At 29.8% G+C, this 22,382-nt stretch carries 19 protein-coding genes; 13 read left to right on the plus strand and 6 right to left on the minus strand.

What is annotated here, in order from left to right:
* From Q0O83_RS02485 to Q0O83_RS02495, 3 genes are all read left to right on the plus strand, one after another.
* The coding region (locus Q0O83_RS02485; protein ID WP_294093873.1) for an ABC transporter substrate-binding protein at positions 1-680 on the plus strand (680 nt) is incomplete at its 5' end.
* On the plus strand, positions 680-1,630 hold the full coding sequence (locus tag Q0O83_RS02490; RefSeq protein WP_294093875.1) for an iron ABC transporter permease: 951 nt from the start codon (positions 680-682) through the stop codon (positions 1,628-1,630). The genes Q0O83_RS02485 and Q0O83_RS02490, both read left to right, overlap by 1 nt.
* Complete coding sequence (locus Q0O83_RS02495; protein WP_294093877.1) at positions 1,631-2,362, plus strand: ABC transporter ATP-binding protein; 732 nt, start codon at positions 1,631-1,633, stop codon at positions 2,360-2,362. It abuts the gene before it with no gap.
* Between the two features lie 43 nt (positions 2,363-2,405).
* On the opposite strand, the gene Q0O83_RS02500 is transcribed toward Q0O83_RS02495, so the two are convergent.
* Positions 2,406-4,478, minus strand: coding sequence for a BglG family transcription antiterminator (locus Q0O83_RS02500; protein ID WP_294093879.1), 2,073 nt, complete (start codon positions 4,476-4,478; stop codon positions 2,406-2,408).
* Between the two features lie 207 nt (positions 4,479-4,685).
* Between Q0O83_RS02500 and Q0O83_RS02505 the strand changes: the two genes are divergently transcribed.
* The 10 genes from Q0O83_RS02505 to Q0O83_RS02550 all read left to right on the plus strand — a co-directional run bounded on the left by Q0O83_RS02505 (position 4,686) and on the right by Q0O83_RS02550 (position 15,753).
* On the plus strand, positions 4,686-6,677 hold the full coding sequence (locus Q0O83_RS02505) for a fructose-specific PTS transporter subunit EIIC (RefSeq protein ID WP_294093883.1): 1,992 nt from the start codon (positions 4,686-4,688) through the stop codon (positions 6,675-6,677).
* 14 nt (positions 6,678-6,691) lie between these two features.
* Positions 6,692-9,316: a glycoside hydrolase family 38 C-terminal domain-containing protein gene (locus Q0O83_RS02510; protein ID WP_294093885.1), complete on the plus strand. Its 2,625-nt coding sequence runs from the start codon at positions 6,692-6,694 to the stop codon at positions 9,314-9,316.
* Positions 9,317-9,346: 30 nt separating this feature from the next.
* A complete protein-coding gene (gene celB, locus Q0O83_RS02515) occupies positions 9,347-10,678 on the plus strand; it encodes a PTS cellobiose transporter subunit IIC (protein ID WP_294093887.1) in 1,332 nt (443 codons plus the stop codon).
* A 3-nt stretch (positions 10,679-10,681) separates the two neighbouring features.
* Positions 10,682-12,058 (plus strand): glycoside hydrolase family 1 protein, encoded by a 1,377-nt coding sequence (locus Q0O83_RS02520; protein WP_294093890.1) that lies wholly within the window; start codon positions 10,682-10,684, stop codon positions 12,056-12,058.
* The gene (locus tag Q0O83_RS02525; protein WP_294093892.1) at positions 12,059-12,928 is read left to right on the plus strand and encodes an ROK family protein; all 870 of its coding nucleotides are present in this window, start codon (positions 12,059-12,061) and stop codon (positions 12,926-12,928) included.
* Between the two features lie 150 nt (positions 12,929-13,078).
* The gene (locus tag Q0O83_RS02530; protein WP_294093894.1) at positions 13,079-14,287 is read left to right on the plus strand and encodes an OFA family MFS transporter; all 1,209 of its coding nucleotides are present in this window, start codon (positions 13,079-13,081) and stop codon (positions 14,285-14,287) included.
* An 87-nt stretch (positions 14,288-14,374) separates the two neighbouring features.
* Positions 14,375-14,584 carry a hypothetical protein gene (locus tag Q0O83_RS02535; protein WP_294093896.1) on the plus strand — a complete coding sequence of 70 codons (210 nt, stop codon included), beginning with the start codon at positions 14,375-14,377 and terminating at the stop codon, positions 14,582-14,584.
* A 60-nt stretch (positions 14,585-14,644) separates the two neighbouring features.
* On the plus strand, positions 14,645-14,965 hold the full coding sequence (locus Q0O83_RS02540; protein ID WP_293723979.1) for a (2Fe-2S)-binding protein: 321 nt from the start codon (positions 14,645-14,647) through the stop codon (positions 14,963-14,965).
* 90 nt (positions 14,966-15,055) lie between these two features.
* Positions 15,056-15,460: a nucleotidyltransferase substrate binding protein gene (locus Q0O83_RS02545; RefSeq protein WP_294093900.1), complete on the plus strand. Its 405-nt coding sequence runs from the start codon at positions 15,056-15,058 to the stop codon at positions 15,458-15,460.
* Positions 15,457-15,753: a nucleotidyltransferase domain-containing protein gene (locus Q0O83_RS02550; RefSeq protein ID WP_294093902.1), complete on the plus strand. Its 297-nt coding sequence runs from the start codon at positions 15,457-15,459 to the stop codon at positions 15,751-15,753. The genes Q0O83_RS02545 and Q0O83_RS02550 overlap by 4 nt, the downstream gene beginning before the upstream one ends.
* Before the next feature lie 351 nt (positions 15,754-16,104).
* Here the strand turns inward: Q0O83_RS02550 and Q0O83_RS02555 are convergent, their stop codons facing one another.
* The 5 genes from Q0O83_RS02555 to Q0O83_RS02575 all read right to left on the minus strand — a co-directional run bounded on the left by Q0O83_RS02555 (position 16,105) and on the right by Q0O83_RS02575 (position 22,380).
* The gene (locus Q0O83_RS02555; protein WP_294093904.1) at positions 16,105-16,233 is read right to left on the minus strand and encodes a hypothetical protein; all 129 of its coding nucleotides are present in this window, start codon (positions 16,231-16,233) and stop codon (positions 16,105-16,107) included.
* 270 nt (positions 16,234-16,503) lie between these two features.
* Entirely contained in the window at positions 16,504-18,837 is a 2,334-nt protein-coding gene (locus tag Q0O83_RS02560) for a type III restriction endonuclease subunit R (RefSeq protein WP_294093906.1), read from the minus strand.
* Between the two features lie 50 nt (positions 18,838-18,887).
* Positions 18,888-19,493: a DEAD/DEAH box helicase family protein gene (locus Q0O83_RS02565; RefSeq protein WP_294093908.1), complete on the minus strand. Its 606-nt coding sequence runs from the start codon at positions 19,491-19,493 to the stop codon at positions 18,888-18,890.
* Positions 19,494-19,495: 2 nt separating this feature from the next.
* Positions 19,496-20,494, minus strand: a complete 999-nt coding sequence (locus tag Q0O83_RS02570; protein ID WP_294093910.1) for a PDDEXK nuclease domain-containing protein — start codon at positions 20,492-20,494, stop codon at positions 19,496-19,498.
* Positions 20,495-20,496: 2 nt separating this feature from the next.
* Entirely contained in the window at positions 20,497-22,380 is a 1,884-nt protein-coding gene (locus Q0O83_RS02575; protein WP_294093912.1) for a site-specific DNA-methyltransferase, read from the minus strand.
* Between the last annotated feature and the right edge of the window lie 2 nt (positions 22,381-22,382).

Below are 22,382 nucleotides of genomic sequence, written 5' to 3' on the forward strand. Positions count from 1 at the left end.
GGTGTGGAGCAGGGGAAAAGGTGGAGATAACTTCAAATCCTTACCTATTGCTATATCAAATCAAAAATATTGGAGCTATTTTTGGAAAAGAGATTGAATCTAAAAAGTTTATTCAATTTTATGAAAAACCATTAAAATATATCGAAGAGAAACTTCAAAATGTTGAAAAAAAGAGTGTTTACTGGGAGGACTCTAAAAATTACTATACAGCTTTTCCTGGAAGTTACTACTATAATATGGTGAAAGCCTCTGGTGGAAAAAACATATTCGGTGAACTCGATAGAAAAACAAGTGAAGCCCAAGTTGACTCTGAGTCTATTATTATTAAAAATCCAAGTGTAATCGTAAAAAATATAAGTCCTGCACAAGCCATAAAAGGTACTGGTGTTTACGAAGCTCCTACAATAGATCAACAACTAAAAACTATTGAGGATATCAAAAATAGAAAAGGCTGGAAAGATATAGATGCTGTTAAAAATAATAATATATTTTTAATGTCACAATTTGGACACGGGGGAGCTTCGAAAATGATTGGAGCTGCTTACATGGCTAAATGGATATATCCTGAAGTCCTTTCTGATTTAGATCCTGATGCACTATTTAAAGAGTGGTTAGAAGAGTTCCAAGGATTCCAAAATATTGAGGGCCATTTCTATCCCTCTCCAAACAAGAGGTCTTAATGAAGAATAGATATATAATACTCACAACATCTCTTTTTATTTTAATTTACTTTGGTTTATCATTAGGAAATAGCACCATCAATATTTTTAACATGACAAAACAAGAATCAAGTATCATTTTACTGCTCAGAGCTCCTAGAGTTATCTTTGGCTTACTTTGTGGGATGGGACTAGCTCTTTGTGGAAGTATTATGCAAGGGATAACTAGAAATCCAATGGCTAGTCCTTTCACTCTTGGTGTATCTTCGTCCGCCGCATTTGGTGCTGCTGTTGCGATTGTATTTTTAAATGACAATCCTATCACTGTTATGCTCGGAGCTTTTTTATCAACTATTTTATGTGCGACTATTGTTTTCGTCTGTGCATTAAAAAAAGATATGGAATCTTTAACTATGATTATTATTGGAATTGCTTTAAACTATCTTTTTACTGCCTTGACATCCACTCTGCAATATATAGCTTCAGATGATAAAATATCAGCTATTGTTAGATGGACATTTGGAAGTCTAAATGGAGTTGAGTGGACAAATGTTTGGCTTCTTTTAATTATCTTAGCTCCTATTCTTATTTTTACCCAAAGAAAAGCTTGGATTTTAAATTTAATTTGTAACTGTGATGATGATTACTCTTTAAGTTTAGGAGTTAATCCTTCTAAAGAGAGACTCTTTCTTGGATTTAGTGCACTTTTATTGACCTCAGTTATTATATCAACTTGTGGAATTATTGGCTTTGTTGGCTTAGCTGCACCATATATCTCTAAACGTATTGTTGGAGATAACCATAGATATCTATTAACTTACTCTATGCTTGTCGGTGGAGTTCTTATTCTTATTTCAGATATTTTAGGAAGAACTCTTTTCTCACCTATAATAATTCCAATCGGGATTATTTTAAGTTATATCGGTGTTCCTATTCTTATAAATTTAATTTTAAAACGAGGTGAGAAATAGATGGAGATTAAAAATTTATCCTATCAACATAAAAATAATTTTTCTCTTAAAAATATAAATTTCAAAGTTGAAAAAGGGGAAATCCTTGGGATTTTAGGAAGTAACGGAAGTGGTAAAACAACTCTTATTAAAAATATACTTGGAATTTTAAATGGTGATGGCGAAATTACTATTGATAACTCACCATTTAAAAAACATATGATATCATATGTTCCTCAAGATTCTGGGTTAAACAATCTAACAGTTTTCGACACTATCATGCTTGGTAGAATACCACATATGGGGTATAAAGAGAGTAAAAAAGATATTGAAATTGTAACTCAACTTTTAGATAAGTTCAATCTTAATCACTTTAAAGATAGAAAAATAAGCTCTTTAAGTGGTGGCGAAAGACAGCGGTGTTATATCGCTAGAGCTCTTGCTCAAAACTCTGAAGTTTTAATTTTAGATGAACCTACTAGCAGTTTAGATGTTGCAAATGCTATTCATATATTAAATATTATAAAAGAAGTTATAAGAGAAAAAAATATTCGTTGTTTAATTATTATTCATGATCTTAATCTTGCTTCTAATTTCTGTAATAATTTTCTATTTTTAAAAAATGGTGAACAGATATTTTTTGGAAAAAAAGAGGATTGTTTTAAAAGTGAAATTATAAGTAATCTGTATAATATCGATATGAACATCTACAAAGTTGACACCACATTTTTTGTACATCCAAAACTAGATTGATGAAATTGAGAGTAGGGCTGTGAAGCTCTACTCTTTTAATTCTCTAATATGATAATGCTTTAGATAAAAATTCATATTTTTTTATTGTATCTACGATTTTTTTAGGTGATGAGCTTTTTTCAATGGTTTCTAAAAAGTCACAATTATCAACTAGTTCTAAAAACTGAGTTAAAGCATCTAAATAATCTTTTGAAACTGTCCCACAAAAAGCTAGTAAATACTTCACAGGTTTTTTATCAGGGAAATAAACAGGTTTATCTAGTGATACCAAGGCCATTCCCGAACAATTCACATCTTCTGAAAGTTCACCGTGAGGAATTGCTAATAAATTTGTTATTACTATATAGGAACCATACTTTTCAACTTTATTTATCATCGTCTGAATATACTTTTCATTTACATATCCGGATTCCACTAAAAGTTCCCCTGCAACTTGAATAGCCTCTTGCCACGTCTCTACTTTTTGCTTTAACTTTATAACATCTGTGTTTATAAAATCCGAAAGCTTTTTTCCTCTCTCCTTTAAATCATCTATAATCTTCCCTTCTAAAATAGATTTTAAATCCTTTACTAAAAACTTTTTATTGTTTATTTCACAATGCTTTGATATAGTATCACAAATAACCGAAAGAGAAACCTTATCTAAATGCTTTGGAAGATTATACAAATCTAAAGTTTCTATATCTTTCTCTTTTAGAATTGTATTTATCGAAACTATCGGTATCTCAGTATCTATATCTACTGTTGTTAGTGTTGTTATTATCAAATCTATTTTTCTTGAAAAATCTATATTATTCAATTGATTTAATGGAATTGTATCCAGTATATTTATATTGTACCTTTGTTTTAATTGTTGCTCTAACAGCTTTGAAGTTCCATACCCATACCCACAAATTAAAATTATATTTTTAGTTTGCTCTCTTCTACTTCTCCATCTATCTAAAGCTGTTTTAAAATGTAAAGCTATAAAAGATACCTCATCTTCATTCATCGGAATTCCTAAAAGTTCATCTAAAATAAACAAAGCTTCATTTGTATCTTTATATAGTGTTGGAAATTTTTCTGAAACCTCTTTCGATATTGAATTTTGTAGTTTCAATCCATTTTTAACTCTATGTAATGCTGGTTTTATATGATTTACAAGTCCATTTATCAAAGTCTCATCTTTACTTAAATCCACTTTATGAAGTTTTTTAAACTGTAAAACTATTTTTTTTACTAAAATCTCTATCTCTAACCACTCTTTATATGCTAAGTTTGATAAAGAAAAATTACTACACCCTAAAAAATAATCTGTTAATTTTATCAACTCTAAATTTGAAATTTCCATATTAAAATTCTTTTCTATTAAAGAGATACTCTTTTTTAAAACTTCATACTCTTTTGTATCCTCATAGAATTTTATGTTATTACTTTTTTTTATTTCGTTTCCACTTTGAATTCTATTTATCATAATTAAAATATAATTTGAAAGTATAAAATATGTTTCATCTGTTATCACTGTATTTAACTGCTTTACAATATAGTTTACAAACTTTTCAATCTCCTTCATACTGATATTCAAATATTTTTCTTTTATAAAATTATATATATACTTACGTTCTAAATCCTTTTCCAATATTGTATTTCCATATTCATTTACCAATTTCAATTGAAGATTTCTTAAATTTTGCTCTTCACCACTCAACTTTAAACCAAGATTAGAAACCTCTAATTCTAATGCGTTTTCTTTTAATATTTTTTTTACTTCAACTAACTCTGTTTTTATAGTTGTTCTAGTTAAATCAAACTCTTTACACAACTGTGGTATACAAATCTCCCCTTGAAATAAAACTTTTATCAATATTATTAACTGTCTATGTTCATTAAAAAAAATCTCTTTGAAATTAGATTTTATAAAAATATTTATCTCTTCAATATTTTCATGATAAAACTCACCTTTACTCTGTTTTTGAATTAAACTAATCCCCTGAGACTCAAAAATTTCATTTATTTTTTCAATATCATATCTAATTGTTCTTTCATTAGCTTTCGTAACTATAGAAATCTCTTTCAGATTTGTTCTACCATTTTCTTCAACTATAAATTTTAAAATCTCATATACTCTTTTATTCATTCCCACCCATTCCTTTCAAAAAAATCAAACAAGAAAAATCCTTAAACCTTCACTTTTTTCGAACGTTTTATATATTTATTATAGTTTATCAACTATATAAAAGCAACAAAACTATTTTATTCATATTTTTTTGAATAAAATAGCTTCTTTTTTTTAACAAAATATAATCATATAATCTATTTAATTAAAAAATACGGGAGGGTAAGAATGGATATTAAAAATTTGATTGATAGAGATCTTATAGTTTTAGACTCTAACTCAAAAACAAAAGAGAGTGTTATCGAAGAGTTAATAACTCTTTTAGATGAAAATGGGGTCTTAACATCAAAAAGTGGGTTTTACAACGATGTTTTATCTAGAGAGAAGATTTCACCAACTGGTTTAGAAGATGGATTAGCTATTCCTCATGCTAAATCTAATTTTGTGAAAACTCCAAAAATTGTTGTAGCTAGACTTAAAAGTTGTATCGAAGATTGGGAGTCTGTTGATGACGATAATAAAGTTTGCTTAGTTTTTCTTCTAGCTATTCCATCAAAACATCAGGGGGATATGCATATTGAGATTCTTAAAAATTTAACAATCTCATTTATGAAAGATGGATTTATAGATAGCCTTAAAAATGCTAAAAATAAAGATGAATTTTTAACGCTTTTATCCTCAGAAGAAGTGGCTTCTAAAAAAACTGAAAAAAATCTTAAAGTTGATTCATCTAAAAAGATAGTCGCTGTTACATCTTGTCCTGCTGGAATTGCCCACACATATATGGCTGCTGAAGGTCTATTGAAAGCGGGGAAAGAGTTAAATATAAAAATATCTGTAGAAAAACAAGGTGCTTTAGGAACAGAGGATGCTCTGAGTGAAAAAGAGATTGAAGAAGCTGATGTAGTTATTTTAGCTGTAAATAGAAATATTGAAATGGATCGGTTTGTTGGCAAAAAACTTTATCAAGTAAAAGCTAATGTTGCTATCAAAGATGGAAAGGGATTAATCTTAGAGGCTCTTGAAAATGCAACAGTTTTTGGAGCCAAAGGAAGCAAAGTTGGAAAAATAACTCTTGGAAAAACAGAAAATAAAGCTGTTGGTCATATTATGGCTGGTTTATCATATATGGTACCTATGGTTATTGCTTCTGGAATAATTTTATCTATCGCAAATATTTTTGCTTTTCAAAAGAATGAACTTGGACAGATTGTAAATTGGGGATTTGATAGAAGCACAAACTTTGGATTCTTAATGGCTAAGATGTTTGAGATTGGTCAAATTGGATTTAAATTGATGATTCCACTATTTGCTGGTTTTATTGCTAACTCTATGGCTGGGCGACCTGCAATTGCTGCTGCTATGATTGGAGCTTACATCGCGAACGATGCAGCATATCTTGGAACTCAAACTGGCGGAGGATTTATCTCAGCTATACTTGTTGCATTTTTAACTGGATATATTGTTAATCTGCTTAAAAAAATAAAGTGGCCAAAAGTTGTTCAACCACTTTTAGGAATAATGGTAATTCCTGTAATCTCTTTATTCCTTGTAACTATGATTGTTACTTTTATGATTGGTAAACCTATTGCTAATCTTATGGATACACTTTACTCAACACTGACATTCCTAAATGATAACTATACTGGAATGCCTATTATTATAGGAGCTATAATTGGTGCTATGATTGGGTTTGATTTTGGAGGTCCCGTTAATAAAACCGCTTTAATTTTCGGAGCTGCTGTTTTTACTGATACTGTTGCTAAATATGGAATTCAAGGTGCTAACTTCGTTCCAGGAACAGCTGCTCAAGCTGCTATCTCTGTTGCACCTCTTGGAATATGGTTAGCATCTAGAATTTTTAAAAATAAATTTACAAAACAAGAACATATTTCAGCTGCTTCAGCTTTCGGAATGGGTATTGTGGGAGTAACAGAGGGAGCTATTCCATTTGTTGCATCAAATCCTGTTCAGATGATAACTGCATCTGTTATCGGTGGTGCTGTAGCTGGAGGTTTAGCTGGTGCTACTGGTTGTAAATTCTATGGTGGAATTGGATCACCAATAGGAACTTTCATCGGATACATTGAGCAACCAGTTCCATTTTTAACTTGGATTGCTTGTACTTTTGCAGGAATTATAACAACAGCCCTGATTATTGGATTCTGGAGAAAATCTATTGCTGAAAACGAAAATGAGCTTGAAGAGATTTTAGTTTAAGAAAGAGGAGAAAAATGAAAAAAGTACATGTCTATACTAATACACATTGGGATTACGAATGGTATTTTACAGCCAACGAATCTATTGTTCAACTTATATATCATATGGATGAAGTTATTGAGGCTCTTGAAACAGGTAGTTTAAATCACTACCTTTTAGATGGACAGGTAAGTATTTTAGAGGAGTATTTAAAATATATGCCAAAAAATTTCGAACAAATTAAAAAATTAGCTTCTGAAAAAAAACTCTTAATTGGTCCTTGGTATACACAAACAGATGAACTTATCATTTCAGGAGAATCTATCGTTCGAAATCTATTTTACGGAATAAAAAGTTGTACGCAGTTTGGTGACTATTTTAAAGTTGGTTATCTTCCTGATTCATTTGGTCAAACTAAAGATTTACCAAAAATTTTAAATGGATTTAATATCCACAATTTTATATTTTGGAGGGGTCTTCCAAAAAATCTTTGCTCTGATAGAGAGTTCATTTGGGAATCTGAAGATGGAAGTGAAGTTTTAGCAAGTAATATAAAAAATGGGTATTACTATGGTGGAAATCTTATATATAACGATGATATTGAGAATGTTGAAAAAACCTTTTTAGATGGTGTATCTAAAGATAATATTTTACTATCTGTTGGTGGAGATCAAAGATACGTTGATTTTAATCTAAAAGAACGAATAGAATTTTATAATAAAAATAGTAAAAATAACCTATTGTATATCGAAAGTAACTGCGAAGAGTATTTCAAAGAGTTAAGAAAAGAGGATAATTTTAAAAGAGTTAAAGGAGAACTTATATCTCCTTCAAACTCAAAAATCCATCGTTCTATCTACTCATCTAGATATGATCACAAATACTTAAACGATAAAATCGAACGAAGATTACTCTATCAGTTAGAACCTCTTTTTGTCATCGGACAATCTTTGGGTCTCTCTCCTAAAACTGATATGTTAGAAACCATTTGGAAAAAATTGCTTTTAAATCATGCTCATGATAGTGCGTGCGGGTGTAACAGTGATAAAACAAATAGAAGTATATCATCTAGACTGATTGATGTAGATCAACTGTCTTACTCAGCTTCGGATTATATAGTTAGAAAAATTTGCGAATCAATTGAAGATAAAGAAAACAATGATCTATTTATTTTTAATACTTTACCTTATAAAAGAAGTAATCCTATTAAATTAAACGTATCCACAAAATCTAAATTTTTCACTATTAAAAATGAAAGTGGAAACGAGATTAAATATAATATTTTGTCTCAAGAAAAAGTTTATAGAGGCAGTATCAAAAGAAATGAATCTGAACATAACCCTGAACTTTACTATTATATAACTACACTACTTATAGAGCATACTCTTTCACCTTTATCTTTAGAAAGAATAAAAATCTACGAAACTGAGAGTTTTGAAAGTTCAAAGGCAAACAATTCTGATAACTTTATCGAGGATTCATTCTATAAAATATATTTCTGTGATGGTAAACTTACACTATTTAATAAAAGCACAAAAGTTTTACTTCAAGATTTTATAACTTTAGAGGATAGTGGGGATGACGGAGATACTTATGATTACTCTCCACCTATTTTAGACAGAAAAATACAGCACAGTTTCTCTGAGAGTTCTGCTATTTTTAATAACGATTCTATTTTTAAAAACTTAGAGATGCAAAGCTATATAAGACTTCCTTTAAACTTAAAAGATAGAGAACTTAATATTTTAAATACATATCTAAAGTATGATTTAAAAATTGAACTAAATAACTCTGGAAATATTTCAGTTCATCTCACTGTTGACAACCACACTCAAGATCACAGATTAAGAGCTGTTATAAATACAGGAATAGCCAGTAATATATCTATCGCCGATACTCCTTTTGGAACTATCGAAAGATTAAATACTCCTGAAAATATTGATTCTTGGCGTGAGATTGGATGGAAAGAGGAACCTTCACCGATATATCCATTTTTAAATTTTGTCACACTAAAAAATAAAGATATCTCAGCCTCTATTTTATCTAAAGGAATAAAAGAGTATGAAATTCTTGAAAATAGTAAAATTGCTATAACTTTATTTAGAAGTGTGGGCTTCTTAGGAAAACCAGATCTTTTAAGAAGACCTGGTATTGCATCTGGCCAAGAGTTTAAATATATTCCAACTCCAGATAGCCAACTCCAAGAAAAATTAAAGTTTAAATTTTCTATAAGATTTGAAGATAATTCTATTGTAGAATTTGATGCTAACTCACTCAAAAAAGAGTACCAACTCTACGCTGTAATGACACCTTACTATCAAGTTCAAGAGTTGAATCTATTTACAAACACTCTAAAATATTTTGTGATGCATCCTTTAAAAGACAAATTAAAATCTTTTAAAAACTTAATTGATTTTTCAGAATGTGGTTTAGCTCTATCATCTATTTTTCCAATAGATGAATTCAGTTATGGATTGAGATTAGTTAATTTGAATTCTAAAAAGGAAAATGAAGTTATTAAAGTAAACTTTGGAAAAGCTTATGAAATAATCAATATGTTGCAGGAAAGTGTTCATCAGAAAAGAGAGATAAAAAACTCAAAAATTATATTAAACAACATTAAACATGGGGAAATTATAAATCTAAAGATTTATATTTAAATTAAATTAAATTAACACGGGAGGATTTTTATGAGTAATTTTATGAATTTAATCGAACAAAAGCTTATGCCTGTTGCGGCAAAAGTTGGACAAAATCGGTATTTGAATGCAATTAAAGATGGTTTCGTTTACACAATGCCGTTTTTAATCATCGGATCTTTTATTCTTCTATTGGTAAACCTACCATTTACAGATCCAAACACTGTTCTTTATATGGAGTGGTACAGTAATTTAATGGGAGCTTTCAAAGGAGATTTAGTTCAACCGTTCTATGTTAGTATGGGAATAATGTCTTTATTCGTTTCATATGGTATCGGAATGTCTTTATCTAATTTTTATAAATTGAATGGAACTACTGGTGGATTTTTATCTATGTATGCCTTTTTACTTACATCTGCTAAATTAGATTGGCTACCTGTTGGGCAAGCTGAAGGAGCTACATCACTATTTCTTATAGCTGAAGGTGGATGGATGCCGATTATGGATGCTAGATACCTTGATGCCAAAGGACTGTTCACTGCAATTTTAGGAACTATTATTGCAATTGAAATATTTAGAGTTCTTGTACAGAAAAAATTTGTTATTAAGCTTCCTGACTCTGTTCCACCTGCAATTGCAAAATCTTTCGAACTATTGATTCCAATTGTTGTTGTAACTATTTTATATCATACTGTGAATATCTTAGTTATGAAAAATTTAGAAGTTATGGTTCCAGAAGTTATTCTAAAAACTTTTGCTCCACTTTTAAATATGTCTGATTCACTTTTATCTTTAATAATTTTACTTGTGATTATACATCTATTCTGGTTTGCTGGACTACACGGAACAAATATTGTTGTTGCTATTGTTAACTCAATAACTCTATCTAATCTAGCTACTAACCAAGCTGCACTTCAAGCTGGAGAAGCTATTCCAAAAATATTTGCAGGTGGATTCGTAGATTCATTCATCTTTATGGGAGGAGTTGGAACAACTCTTGGTTTAACTCTTGCTATGATTAGAAGTAATAACACACATATAAAATCGATTGGAAAGCTATCTTTACTTCCAGCTATTTTTAATATCAATGAACCTATTATGTTTGGAACACCTATTGTTATGAATCCACTGCTGTTTATACCATTCATAACTGTTCCTATTATAAATGGAACTATTGCATGGTTTGCTACTAAGTATGGTCTTGTTTCAAAAATTGTAACTCTTGTGCCTTGGACAACTCCAGGACCGCTAGCTGCATTACTTGCTACAAACTTTGATATCTCTGCTGCTCTTTTAAGTTTGGCTCTGATATTACTTTCTTACTTTATATATACACCATTTTTAAAAATCTATACTAACTCATTAAAAGAAGGAGAGATGTAAACTATGATTAAATTTAACGATAACTTCTACTTCGGTAGTGCTTCATCTGCTACTCAAAGCGAAGGAGCTTGGAATACTGATGGAAAAGGACAAAATATTTGGGACTACTGGTTTGAAACAGAGAGCTTCAGATTTCACAATAAAATAGGGCCTTACGAAACTTCTACTTTTTATAGAAATTACAAAGAGGATATAAAACTTTTAAAAGAGACCGGACACAACTCTTTTAGATTTTCTATCAGCTGGTCTAGATTACTACCGAATGGTTTTGGAGAAGTAAATCCTAAAGCGATTGATTTTTACAACAATGTGATAGATGAGTTATTAGCTAATAAGATTGAACCATTTATCAACCTTTTCCATTTTGATATGCCTATGTGTATGCAAAATGTAGGTGGATGGGAAAATAGAGAAGTTGTCGAACACTATGCTAATTTCGCTAAAATATGTTTCGAACATTTCGGCGATAGAGTTAAAAGATGGTTTACATTTAACGAGCCTATTGTTCACGTTGAATGCGGTTATTTACTTGGTTATCACTATCCATATAAAGTAGACCCTAAAGCTGCGGTACAAGTTGGTTACCATACTGCACTTGCTAATGCTCTTGCAATTAAAAACTATAGAGAATTAAATGGAGATGGAAAAATAGGAATTATTTTAAATCTTTCACCTTGTTATCCAAGAAGTGAAAACAAATGGGATTTAAAAGCTTCGTTTATAGCTGATCTTTTTGCCAATAAAAGTTTCTTAGACCCAGCAGTAAAAGGGTATTTTCCAATTGAATTAATCGATATTATTAAAGAACACGATTTAATGCCTGAGTATATAGAGAGCGATTTAAAGATAATCTCTGAAAATACCGTTGATTACTTAGGTGTTAACTACTACCAACCTAGAAGAGTTGCTGCTAGAGCCTCTCTTCCAAACCCAGAAGCTCCATTTATGCCTGAATATTACTACGACTACTATGTTATGCCCGGAAGAAAAATTAACCCCCATAGAGGTTGGGAGATTTTTGAAAAAGGTATCTATGATATAGCCATAAATATTAGAGATAACTATGGAAATATTGAGTGGTTGATATCTGAAAATGGAATGGGTGTTGAAGGTGAAGAGAAGTTCTTAGTTGATGGAGTTATTCAAGATGACTATAGAATTGATTTTTATAAGGACCATTTAAAATGGTTACACAAAGGAATTGAAGAGGGATCAAACTGTATCGGATATCACGTTTGGACTTTTATTGATAACTGGTCTTGGTTGAATTCATACAAAAATAGATACGGCTTGGTTTCATTGGATCTTTCTACTCAAAAGAGAACTATTAAAAAAAGTGGAAGATGGTTTAAAGAACTTTCTGACAAAAAGGGGTTTTAAATGAAAAATTATTTAGTTTTTGACTTTGGAGGAACCTCTATTAAATATGGTGTTTTATCTGAGAATGGAGATATTTTAGAGCACTCAAGTTTCAATACACCAAATAGTTTAGATGCTCTTTATTCTGAGATTTTTAAAATCAAAAACAGTTATGATTATAAATTTTCTGGTGTAGCTTTGAGCTGTCCTGGAGCTGTTAACACTGATACTGGCTTTGTTGCCGGTGTCAGTGCCCTTCCTTATATACATGGACCTAATATAAAAAAAGAGTTAGAAGAACTTTTAGAACTTGAAGTTCATCTTGAAAACGATGCTAACTGTGCTGCTCTTGCTGAAGTTTGGCTTGGAGAAGCACAATTTAATGACGATGTTGTTTTCATTGTACTCGGAACTGGAGTTGGGGGAGCTATTGTTAAAAACAAACAGATTCATAAAGGTAAAAATTTACAAGCTGGTGAATTTGGAATTATGTATTTTGAAAGTGAGAAGGGGGTTCCAGGAACTTGGGGCTCTGTTTCTATTGGACAGCTTACAAGTAGAGTCTCTAAAAAACTTAATCGTGATATAAATGGAGTTGAACTTTTTAATCTAGTCAATAAGAATGAGATTATTTCTAATGAGGTTAAAAATTGGTATAGTGATTTAGCTAAAGGGATTTTAAGCATTCAATATGTTTATGATCCTGAAAAAATAATTATTGGTGGTGGAGTTAGTGCTGATCAAAATATTATTAACAATATTCAAGCTAGCGTAACTAATCTTGTAGATAAAATTGACTCTGCTACTATATACCCAGAAATTAAATCTTGTAAATTTAACAATAATTCAAATTTGATTGGTGCATTATATAATTTTTTACAGAACTGTTAAATTTAGATACCTATTTTTGAATAACAAGTCAACTTTTGGAAAAGTTTTATTGTTTTTTATAAAAAAATAAAAAAACTCTTTTATTTTTACATTTGATATAGTATCTTATACTAAACATTTTTATCAAAATAAAAAAATAGGAGTTTTTATATGAAAAGAAGAGAAAGATACATTATTAGCGGTTTAGTCATGTTCTTATGTATGGGAACTATCTATTCTTGGGGAGTATTTCAAACCCCTTTGAGACAAACTTTAGAAACACTTTACGGAGAGAAAATATCTCCTACTTTAATAAGTATGCCATATACGACATTTTTATTTTGCTATGCATTTTCAATGCCTGTAGCTGGTTTATTTATTAAAAAAATCAATCCAAAAATTTTAGCAATAGCTGGTTCACTTTTGATATCTTTGGCTTGGATTTTAGCTGGATATGCTACGAGTATTGAATTTATAATTTTAACTTATGGAATTTTAGGTGGAATAGGAGTAGGTATTGTTTACGGTATTCCTATGGCTATTGTTTCTGAGTGGTTTCCAGATAAAAAAGGATTTGCAATTGGATTAACTCTTTTAGGATTTGGACTTTCACCATTTGTAACTGCTCCTTTAGCTGGAGAACTAATAATCAAATTCGGTGTATTTTCTACCTTTAAAATTTTAGGAGTAGCCTTTGGAATTATTCTTACACTATTATCATTGACTTTAAGATTTCCAAATAAAAATGAAACTATTATTACAGAAACTAGAAGCGAAGAGTTTAGTCTTGATATTGCCCCTAAAGAGATGATTAAAACAACTAAGTTCTATGCTCTTTGGATTTGTTATGCTATTGGTGCTTTTTCAGGACTTTTAGCAATCGGAGTTGCAAGCTCATACGCTCAGCAGGTAATCGGAATATCTCCATTAAAAGCGGCTTTCTTCACATCATTTTTCGCTATTTTTAACGGAGCAGGAAGACCATTATTTGGAGCTATTACAGATAAATTAGGTTCAAAAAAAGCTATCTTGATATCATATTCATCAATTATTTTTGCAGCGGGACTTTCTTTAATTTCAAAAGATAGTCTTGTAGCTTTCATTATTGCCTTCTCTATTTTATGGTTAAATCTTGGTGGATGGTTGTCAATAGCTCCAGCTTCAACTGCAAATATTTTTGGAAAACCTCATTATACAGCAAACTACGGGATTCTTTTCACATCTTATGGTGTTGGAGCTTTATCTCAAGGGTTTATTGGTGGATATTTTAAAGAAACTTTCGGATCGTATATCTATATTTTTTATCCTGTTATTGCTGCTTGTATTTTAGGGATATTTATATGTTTAATTTTTCTAAGAAAAAAAAGTGTCAAAGATTAATAAAGTTTGACTTTTTTTAACAAAAATTTTATAATCTGAACAAAAGATAAATTAAAAAGCACACACAACACTTTTAAGGATGGTTCTATGAAAAATAATAGTTTTATGCAAAACAAAAGAAAAAGAACTCTTTTTTTTGCGAATATAATGATGATTACATTTATAATATTTCAGTTTTCTGTGATGGGATTTGATAGCCCTGATAGTAAAACATTTTTAATTTTCCTACTTGGAGATCTTCTTCTTTTAGGATTCCAAGTAAGAGAAATTATTAAAGGAAACAAATCTAAAATTTAATAAAAAAATAATGAAAACATGCTATAATTGTTATATCTTAGATATTAAAAGGAGGAAATTATGGCAGCAAATACTATAATTTGTCACTGTAAAAATGTAGATTATATAACAATTAGAATGGCGATGGTTAAAGGCGCACGTACTTTAGAAGAGATAAAAGAGATGACTGGGGCAGGAACTGGTTGTGGAAGATGCACTGGTGAGATTGAAAAAATATTAGCTTCTGTTTGTGGATGTACTGGTGCTTCTATGAAAGACGTTGTCGAGGCTGTTAATAATGGTGCTGACACAGTTGAAAAAGTAGCAGAAATAACTAAAGCAGGTGCTGCTTGTGGAAGATGTAAAGTTTTAGTTCAAGATATTATCGAAAGAAAATATTAATTTTTTTACTCGTCTGAGTTAACCTTTTATACCTTTGATTAAGTTAGTCAAATATGATACAATGTACTAAAAAAACAAGGTGGTATTTCTATGGCAAAAAGATGGAGCGAAAAGATTAAAGATCTGGAAAATGCTATTTCAAGATTAGATGAAGCTATTAAAGATAGTCAAAAATTTGAGTTATCTACGTTAAAAGATGGAGCCATACAAAGATTTGAATTTACATTAGAGTTATCTTGGAAAATTTTAAAAACACACTTAGCAAATGAAGGTATAGATTGTATTAATACTCCAAAAAGTGTTATCAGACAAGCATATAAAGCTGAAATTATTAAAAATGGAGAAGTTTGGTTAGAGATGGTTGACGATAGAAATTTAACATCTCATATTTACAGTCAATCAATGGCTGATGAGATTTATTTAAGAATCACAAAAAAGTATTTCAAAGAGTTAGATTCTTTGCTTTCTTATTTAAAGGAGATGAGTTTTAATTGAACTTAGGACTAAAAGAAAGAGAGATTGATGAAATAAAAATCTTGCATTATCTCTTTCCTCAAATAAACCAGATTATAATTTTTGGCTCTAGAGCAAGAGGTGACTATAATCGAACTTCAGATATAGATATAGCAATAACAGGACAAATAGATGAAATCATATATAAAATAAGAGATTACTTTGAAGAAAGTAATCTCTTATATACTGTAGATGTCGTTAACTATAACTCAATAACAGATATGGAATTTAAAAAAAATATAGATACCGAAGGTATCATTCTTAACTGTTATTAATTAATATTGGTCACTAGCTCAGCTAGTAATCCTTTAAGAAAACGATATCTTGGAAAAATAACTGGCAGAGCTTTAAGACTATATACTTTTCTCATCACTAAATCTGACATGGTGATTCGCTTTTAAATTTTCAAAATATTTTATACCTTGACCTTTCGATAAAAGTAAATAGAAAAGGAGATTACCATATCCAATGATATCGCAATCTCCTACTATTCTAAGGCTAACTTATCTGATTCTTTTCCAGTTCTCTTATTTTTTTTATATAATCTAAAATTCATCCATTTCATCTACTGAAATTTCATAAACTCTTCAATATCGTACGTAAACTGTATTATATTTCTTTTTGCTTTAGACATATATAACACTTCCTAATATCTCTTCTTTTACTTTTTCTTTGTAGTCTTTTACATCTGGATTTTTAAACTTATAATCAAAGACACTTTTTTCAACTAAATCTATCAGTACATAGTATACCATATTTAAATTAGAATTTTACTTTACAAATCTACTATAATGATCTAAACACTAAATACTTTTAAAAAAATAATTTTTAAACTCTTCTCTTTTTTATACAATATCAGATTTTGTAAAATTAAAGTTGACCTATCATTTAACATATGAGAGTACTTTTATTACTTTTTTAATTAATTATAACACAAAATTAAAAAAAACTGCCAACATTTATTGTCGACAGCTAGAAATAGAATATAAGTAGATTTTCTTTCAATATAATTTTTTATTTATTTTTTAAATCTTCTCAAAAAAATTCTCAAAACTGTGAGCTACTTTAAAATCTATTCCAGTATCAATAGCTTTGAAGTGCTCTTTTCCACATTTTATCTTTAGGTTTTCTGTTTCTCTTCTATCCTCTTCAAATAGAGAACCTTTAGTTTCAACAACGAAATATAGTTTCTCTTCAGCTCTATCTAAATTAGGTCTTACTAAAACAGCCCAGTCAGGATTATAGTTTCCTAGAGGTGTTGCTATTTTAAACCAAGCTGGAAGCTTAGCATATACAACAACATTTTTATTTCTCTCTAAATCTTGAGCAAAACTACCTTCTATATCTGAATCTATAATAGCGTGAGAATATGGTGACTTTGAACTTTCAATCATATTTCCATTTTTATTCATCTCTGTTTTTAAGTACCCAAATAAATCCTCTGTTTCGAATAACTCTTGGCAATAGTACTCCTCTTCACCTAGCTTTTCATACTTAATTCCATCAACTATAAATGCTCTCATAGTTCTTTTTATAACTTCTGTAACCTGCTCTAAATAAAGTTGTGGATCCTTTTTAAAACTGTATAAAGTTGATGTTCCTGTAAGAATCTCTACTATACTTTTTCTTGTTAAGTTAGTTTCATTTTGTAGATAGCTTACAATATCTGGCAGCTTATATCTATTATAAATCTTCATTTCCTCATGCTCAGATACTCCTAACCCATCCTCTTCTATTCCGCCTTGAGTTATTTGTAATCTCTTTTTTTCGAATAAAAACTTTTCAGATGGTATATATACTGTATTATCAATATTCTCTATACATTTTTTTATTAACTCTTCTTTATTAAAATTAACTCTGTAAGTAGTTTTATATTTCACCTTTTCCCAAAGTTCTTTAAACTCCTCACTCAATAAAACACCCTTATTAAGAGCAATCTTCTTTTTGTCATCAGCATTCTTGATAACTAATTTTCCAGCAGTAGATTTTAACTTTTTAATAATAGCAAGTTCTAAAGGTTTGAACTCCTCTGGTAAAACTACTTTATTATCTCTTAAATCTATTTTTAGTTTATCCTCTGCAATACCTTTAGAGTTTATATAGTTTTGAGTTAACAGATAACTATATATCTCTTCTGATTTTTCATGTCCTAAATAAACTTCTTTTCCATACTTTATCTCTGTCACTATATTTGAGAATATATGACTTTCAATAACACCAAATTTGATATTCTCCTCTTTTTCCATCTCTTTTTGTAGACTATCAACAAATTGTTCATAAGACTCATTTGCCATAACTGTTAAAGTATTCACTTCAAATCCACGAACTCTTTCTCCGTGTTGGTTAACGGCAATTCTAAGACCTCTTCCAATCTCTTGTCTTTTCTTTATTTCAGATGTAGTTTCATTCAAAGTACAAATTTGGAATACATTTGGATTATCCCATCCCTCTTTAAGAGCAGAGTGAGAGAAGATAAATGATAGTGGTTCATCAAAGCTTAATAGCCTTTCTTTATCTCTCATTATTTTGTTAAATGTATCGTTGTCTGCATTAGTATTTCCCTTTGTATCTTTTTCTTCAAAGTATTCTTTACCACTCTTACTTTTCTTTTTATCCATTGAAAAATAACCATCGTGAACAACAGCAGGTCTTTCATGCAGAGGAACAGATAATGTACCTAAATCGTGGTACTCAGGATGCTGGATAAGATTAAGATATTCCTCTTCAAACATAATAGCATACTTACCTTTTTTAGGTTCACCAGTTTCAGTATCATAGATTCTATAGTTTGATACTTTATCAATAAAGAATAGAGATAAAACTTTTATCCCTTGATACTTCAACCTTTTTTGTTTGTCTAGATGCTCTTTTATAGTTTTTCTAATCTGTAATCTTTTTATAGTATCTGGATTTTCTCCACCGTTTAGTTGTCCTAGAGTAAGTTTAACCTTTCCTAGATCTACAAAAGATTTAGCAGGGTCCTCTTCATTAAATGTTATTTCATTTACCATATAGCCATCATAGATATCTCTTTTAGTTTTTTCACTTAGAATATCACCATGTTTTATTGAAACCTCTTTTCTAGTTACTTTAGCTCCACTTTTAACATCTAACTCTAACTTTGCACTGATTCCAGTTTTAGTAGCTTTTATATCTGTAACTCTTATATATTCTGTATTAGAATTACTACTTACACCTACAGTTGCAACTTCAATCTGTTTAACAAGTTGCTTTTCATAAGCATCCACAGAATCTAATTTGAACACAGGATTATATTTTTCTTTATGAGTAGCTGAATATCTTAAAGTACAAAGCGGATTTAAATCTTTTATAGCTTCTTTTGCTTTATCACTTTCCATGTTTTGAGGTTCATCTATTATTACTACTGGATTACACTGTTGGATATAATCTATTGGTCTATATCTCTTTCTTGCTTTATAACGTTGCTGTCTTTATTAAAAGAATCTATATTGATAACCATAATTTGAATAGTATCATTAACAGCAAAGTTTCTTATCATATCTATCTTTTTAGAATCATATATGAAATAATCATAAGGTACATTATCATACAATCCTTTAAAGTGATCTTTAGTAATCTCTAAAGTTTTGTAAACTCCCTCTTTGATAGCTATTGATGGAACAACTATTATAAATTTTGTAAAATTATATTGTTTGTTTAGTTCCATTATAGTTCTTAAATAAACATACGTTTTTCCTGTACCTGTTTCCATCTCTACTGAGAAGTTGTAATCATCTTTTTTTAGTTTCTTAGTTTGTGGTAATCCGTTTTTAACTTGAATAGAGTTTAAATTTTTTAAAATCTCTTCAGGAAATAGCATCAAGCCATTTCCTATACCAAGTTCATTTTCAACTGTTCCTAAAACCATTTGAGCTCCTGTTGATTTTTCCACAGTAAACATTGTTTTGTTGCTCTCTTGACCAGAGAATATATCTGTAATAGATCCGATTGCATCTAATTGATAACTTAAATCATCTTCAAATTTTATTTTCAATATTATTCCTCCTCCATAATTAATTTTTTTATATCCTCTTTTGAAGGAAGAATTGTTTCATATCTACTTGCAAAGATTTGCTCGTTGTTTTCTGGCAGTGTTATCTCTACCAATGTATCATTTTTTTCACGACATATTATTATTCCAATAGTTTTATTTTCTTCTGGTAATTTAATAAATCTATCATAGTAGTTAACATACATTTGCATTTGACCTAAATCTTGGTGAGTTACTTCTCCTATTTTCAAATCAATAAGAACAAAGCATCTCAATAATCTATTATAAAAAACTAAATCTACTCTAAAATGTTTTTCATCAAAAGTAAATCTAACTTGTCTTCCTACAAAAGTGAATCCTTTTCCTAGTTCTAATAAAAACATCTCTAGCTTGTTAATTATTTCTGATTCTAAATCATGCTCTGAATACTGGTGCTTCTCTGGAAGCCCTAAAAATTCTAGTACATATGGATCTTTTATTACGTCTATTGGTTTTTCTATTATTTGACCTTTTAACGATAACTCTTTTACAGATTCTTTATTTCTACTTAAAACTAATCTTTCATAAAGAGCTGAATCTAATTGTCTTCTAAGTTCTCTTAAACTCCAATTACTGTTAAAAGCTTCAATTTCATAAAACTGTCTTTCCTCTATATTAGATATTCTCATAAGAATAAGATAATGAGACCAAGATAGATTGAATTCGTCAGACAGTGTCTGACGAATCTTATAAACATCATAAAAGGTTTTCATCTGCTTTAAATTTGTTTCAGAAAATCCCTTTCCAAAATCCTTTGTTAATCTTATAGAGAGATTTTTTAAAAGTTCTTTACCATAAGTACCTCGATATTCACCTTTTTGCTCCTCTTCTAAAATTAGCCTTCCTATTTCAAAATAGGTTTTTACCATGGTTATATTTACTGTTTTCAATACCTTTTCTCTAGAATTTTTTAAAATATTTAAAATATTTTCATAAAAAATTTCGGTTTTATTTTGCATCTCCATAACTATATGCTCCTAATCTCTTTTATTCCAGCTTGTTTTAGCTTTTGAATAGCGTTTGTTTTATCAACATCATTACTAAATGAGCTATCTCTTAGTACTACTGTAGTTTTATAATCTTCATCTATTTCTAATAGCATCTTATACTCTTCACATATAGAATCTATGACATCTAAAGTTATCTCTTTATCCAGGTTAACTAAAAGAGTTCCCCCTCCTATCGAATAGAAATCTTTATTCTCTACGATTGAAACATTAAGATCTAATCCATATTTTAAAAGAATTTCATAAAGAACATCTAGTGAAGTTCTATCAGCTTTTATATTATCTACTGAATCAAATAAAGTTTGCTTTAAATCCTCTGTTTCTGAATCCCACTCTTTAATATTAGAAGTGTCTAGCTTAAATACTTTAAATCCAACGTCTAATTTTTCTCTATTTTCTAAAGGTAAACTTTCATCAGATTTAATTTTTTCTCCAGCTCTTCTGATTCTTTCTTTTCCTATTTCACAGATGTTTTTGTATCCTGCTTTTGCTGCTTCTGAATTTTCAGGTGTAGGCTCAGGTAGTTGCACCATTATATATTTTCTATTTCCCCCATCCTCTGCATTTAACTGCATAGTAGCATGAGCCGTTGTTGCTGAGCCTGAGAAGAAATCTAAGATAATATCTCTACTTTTTGAACTCAAAATTAACATTCTTTTTAATAAATCTATTGGTTTTGGATAATCAAAAAATGCATTCCCATCAAAAAGTTTTTTCAACTCTTGTGCTGCTTGTTGATTATGCCCTACTTCATTATAAAACCATAGTGAATTAGGAACAATTCCTGAACTGACTTCTGATAAAAAAGTTTTTAACCTTGGTGGATTTTCACCACTTGTTCCAAACCAAATTCTGTTTTCAGATACCAATTTATTAAAGTTTTCTTTATTCGTTCCCCAATATCTACCATTTGGAGGATAAACTTCTTTTCCCGAAGGCGTTGTTATCTTATATTTTAACTTTTCTGTTCCAGATGCTGTTGAAAATACAACTGATCTCCATGGTCCCCTAGAATCATTATCAATATTTTTATAATCTTTATTGTCTTCTTCCGTTCTTTCTAAACGATACAATTCAAACCCATCTTTACTATCTTTTGTTTTCTTTTTAAGCTTTGAATATACTAAAATTGTTTCATGCATAATTGAAAAGTAAGTTGCATCATTTTGTCTCGCAAATTTCTTTTGCCAAGCTATATCGACTATGAAATTTTCTTCTCCAAATATTTCATCACATATTTTTTTTAAATTTGTAACTTCATTATCATCTATCGATATAAATATTACTCCATCATCTGTTAGTAGATTTCTTGCTAGCTTTAATCTTGGATATATCATATTAAGCCAATCAGAGTGGTATCTTCCACTGCTGTCTGAATTTGTACTTAGCTTTTGTCCCTCTTCTCCAGTTTGCCCTGTTATTTCTAAATAATTCTTTAAACTGTCTTTAAAGTTATCAGGGTATACAAAATCTTTTCCAGTATTATACGGAGGATCTATATATATCATTTTAACTTTGTTATGATATGATTTTTGAAGTAGTTTTAACACTTCTAGATTATCACCTTCTATATATAAATTATCTGTGTTATCCCAATTTTTAGAGTCTTCTTTTGAAGGTAAAAGTGTTCCAGTACTCGTTTCTTGTGCTATTCTTCTTGCATTAGATTTCCCATGCCAATTGAAAGAGTATCTCTCGTTTTCTGTATCAATATGTTCCCCTAATACAACTTTTAAAGCATTAAAATCAATCTTATTTTCTGAAAATATTTCAGGAAATATTTGTTTTAATTTCTCTATATTATCTTGAACTATATTCATGCTTGTTCCATTTAGTTTTTCCATTT

The organism is uncultured Cetobacterium sp. (assembly GCF_945952365.1).
GTDB lineage: Bacteria > Fusobacteriota > Fusobacteriia > Fusobacteriales > Fusobacteriaceae > Cetobacterium_A.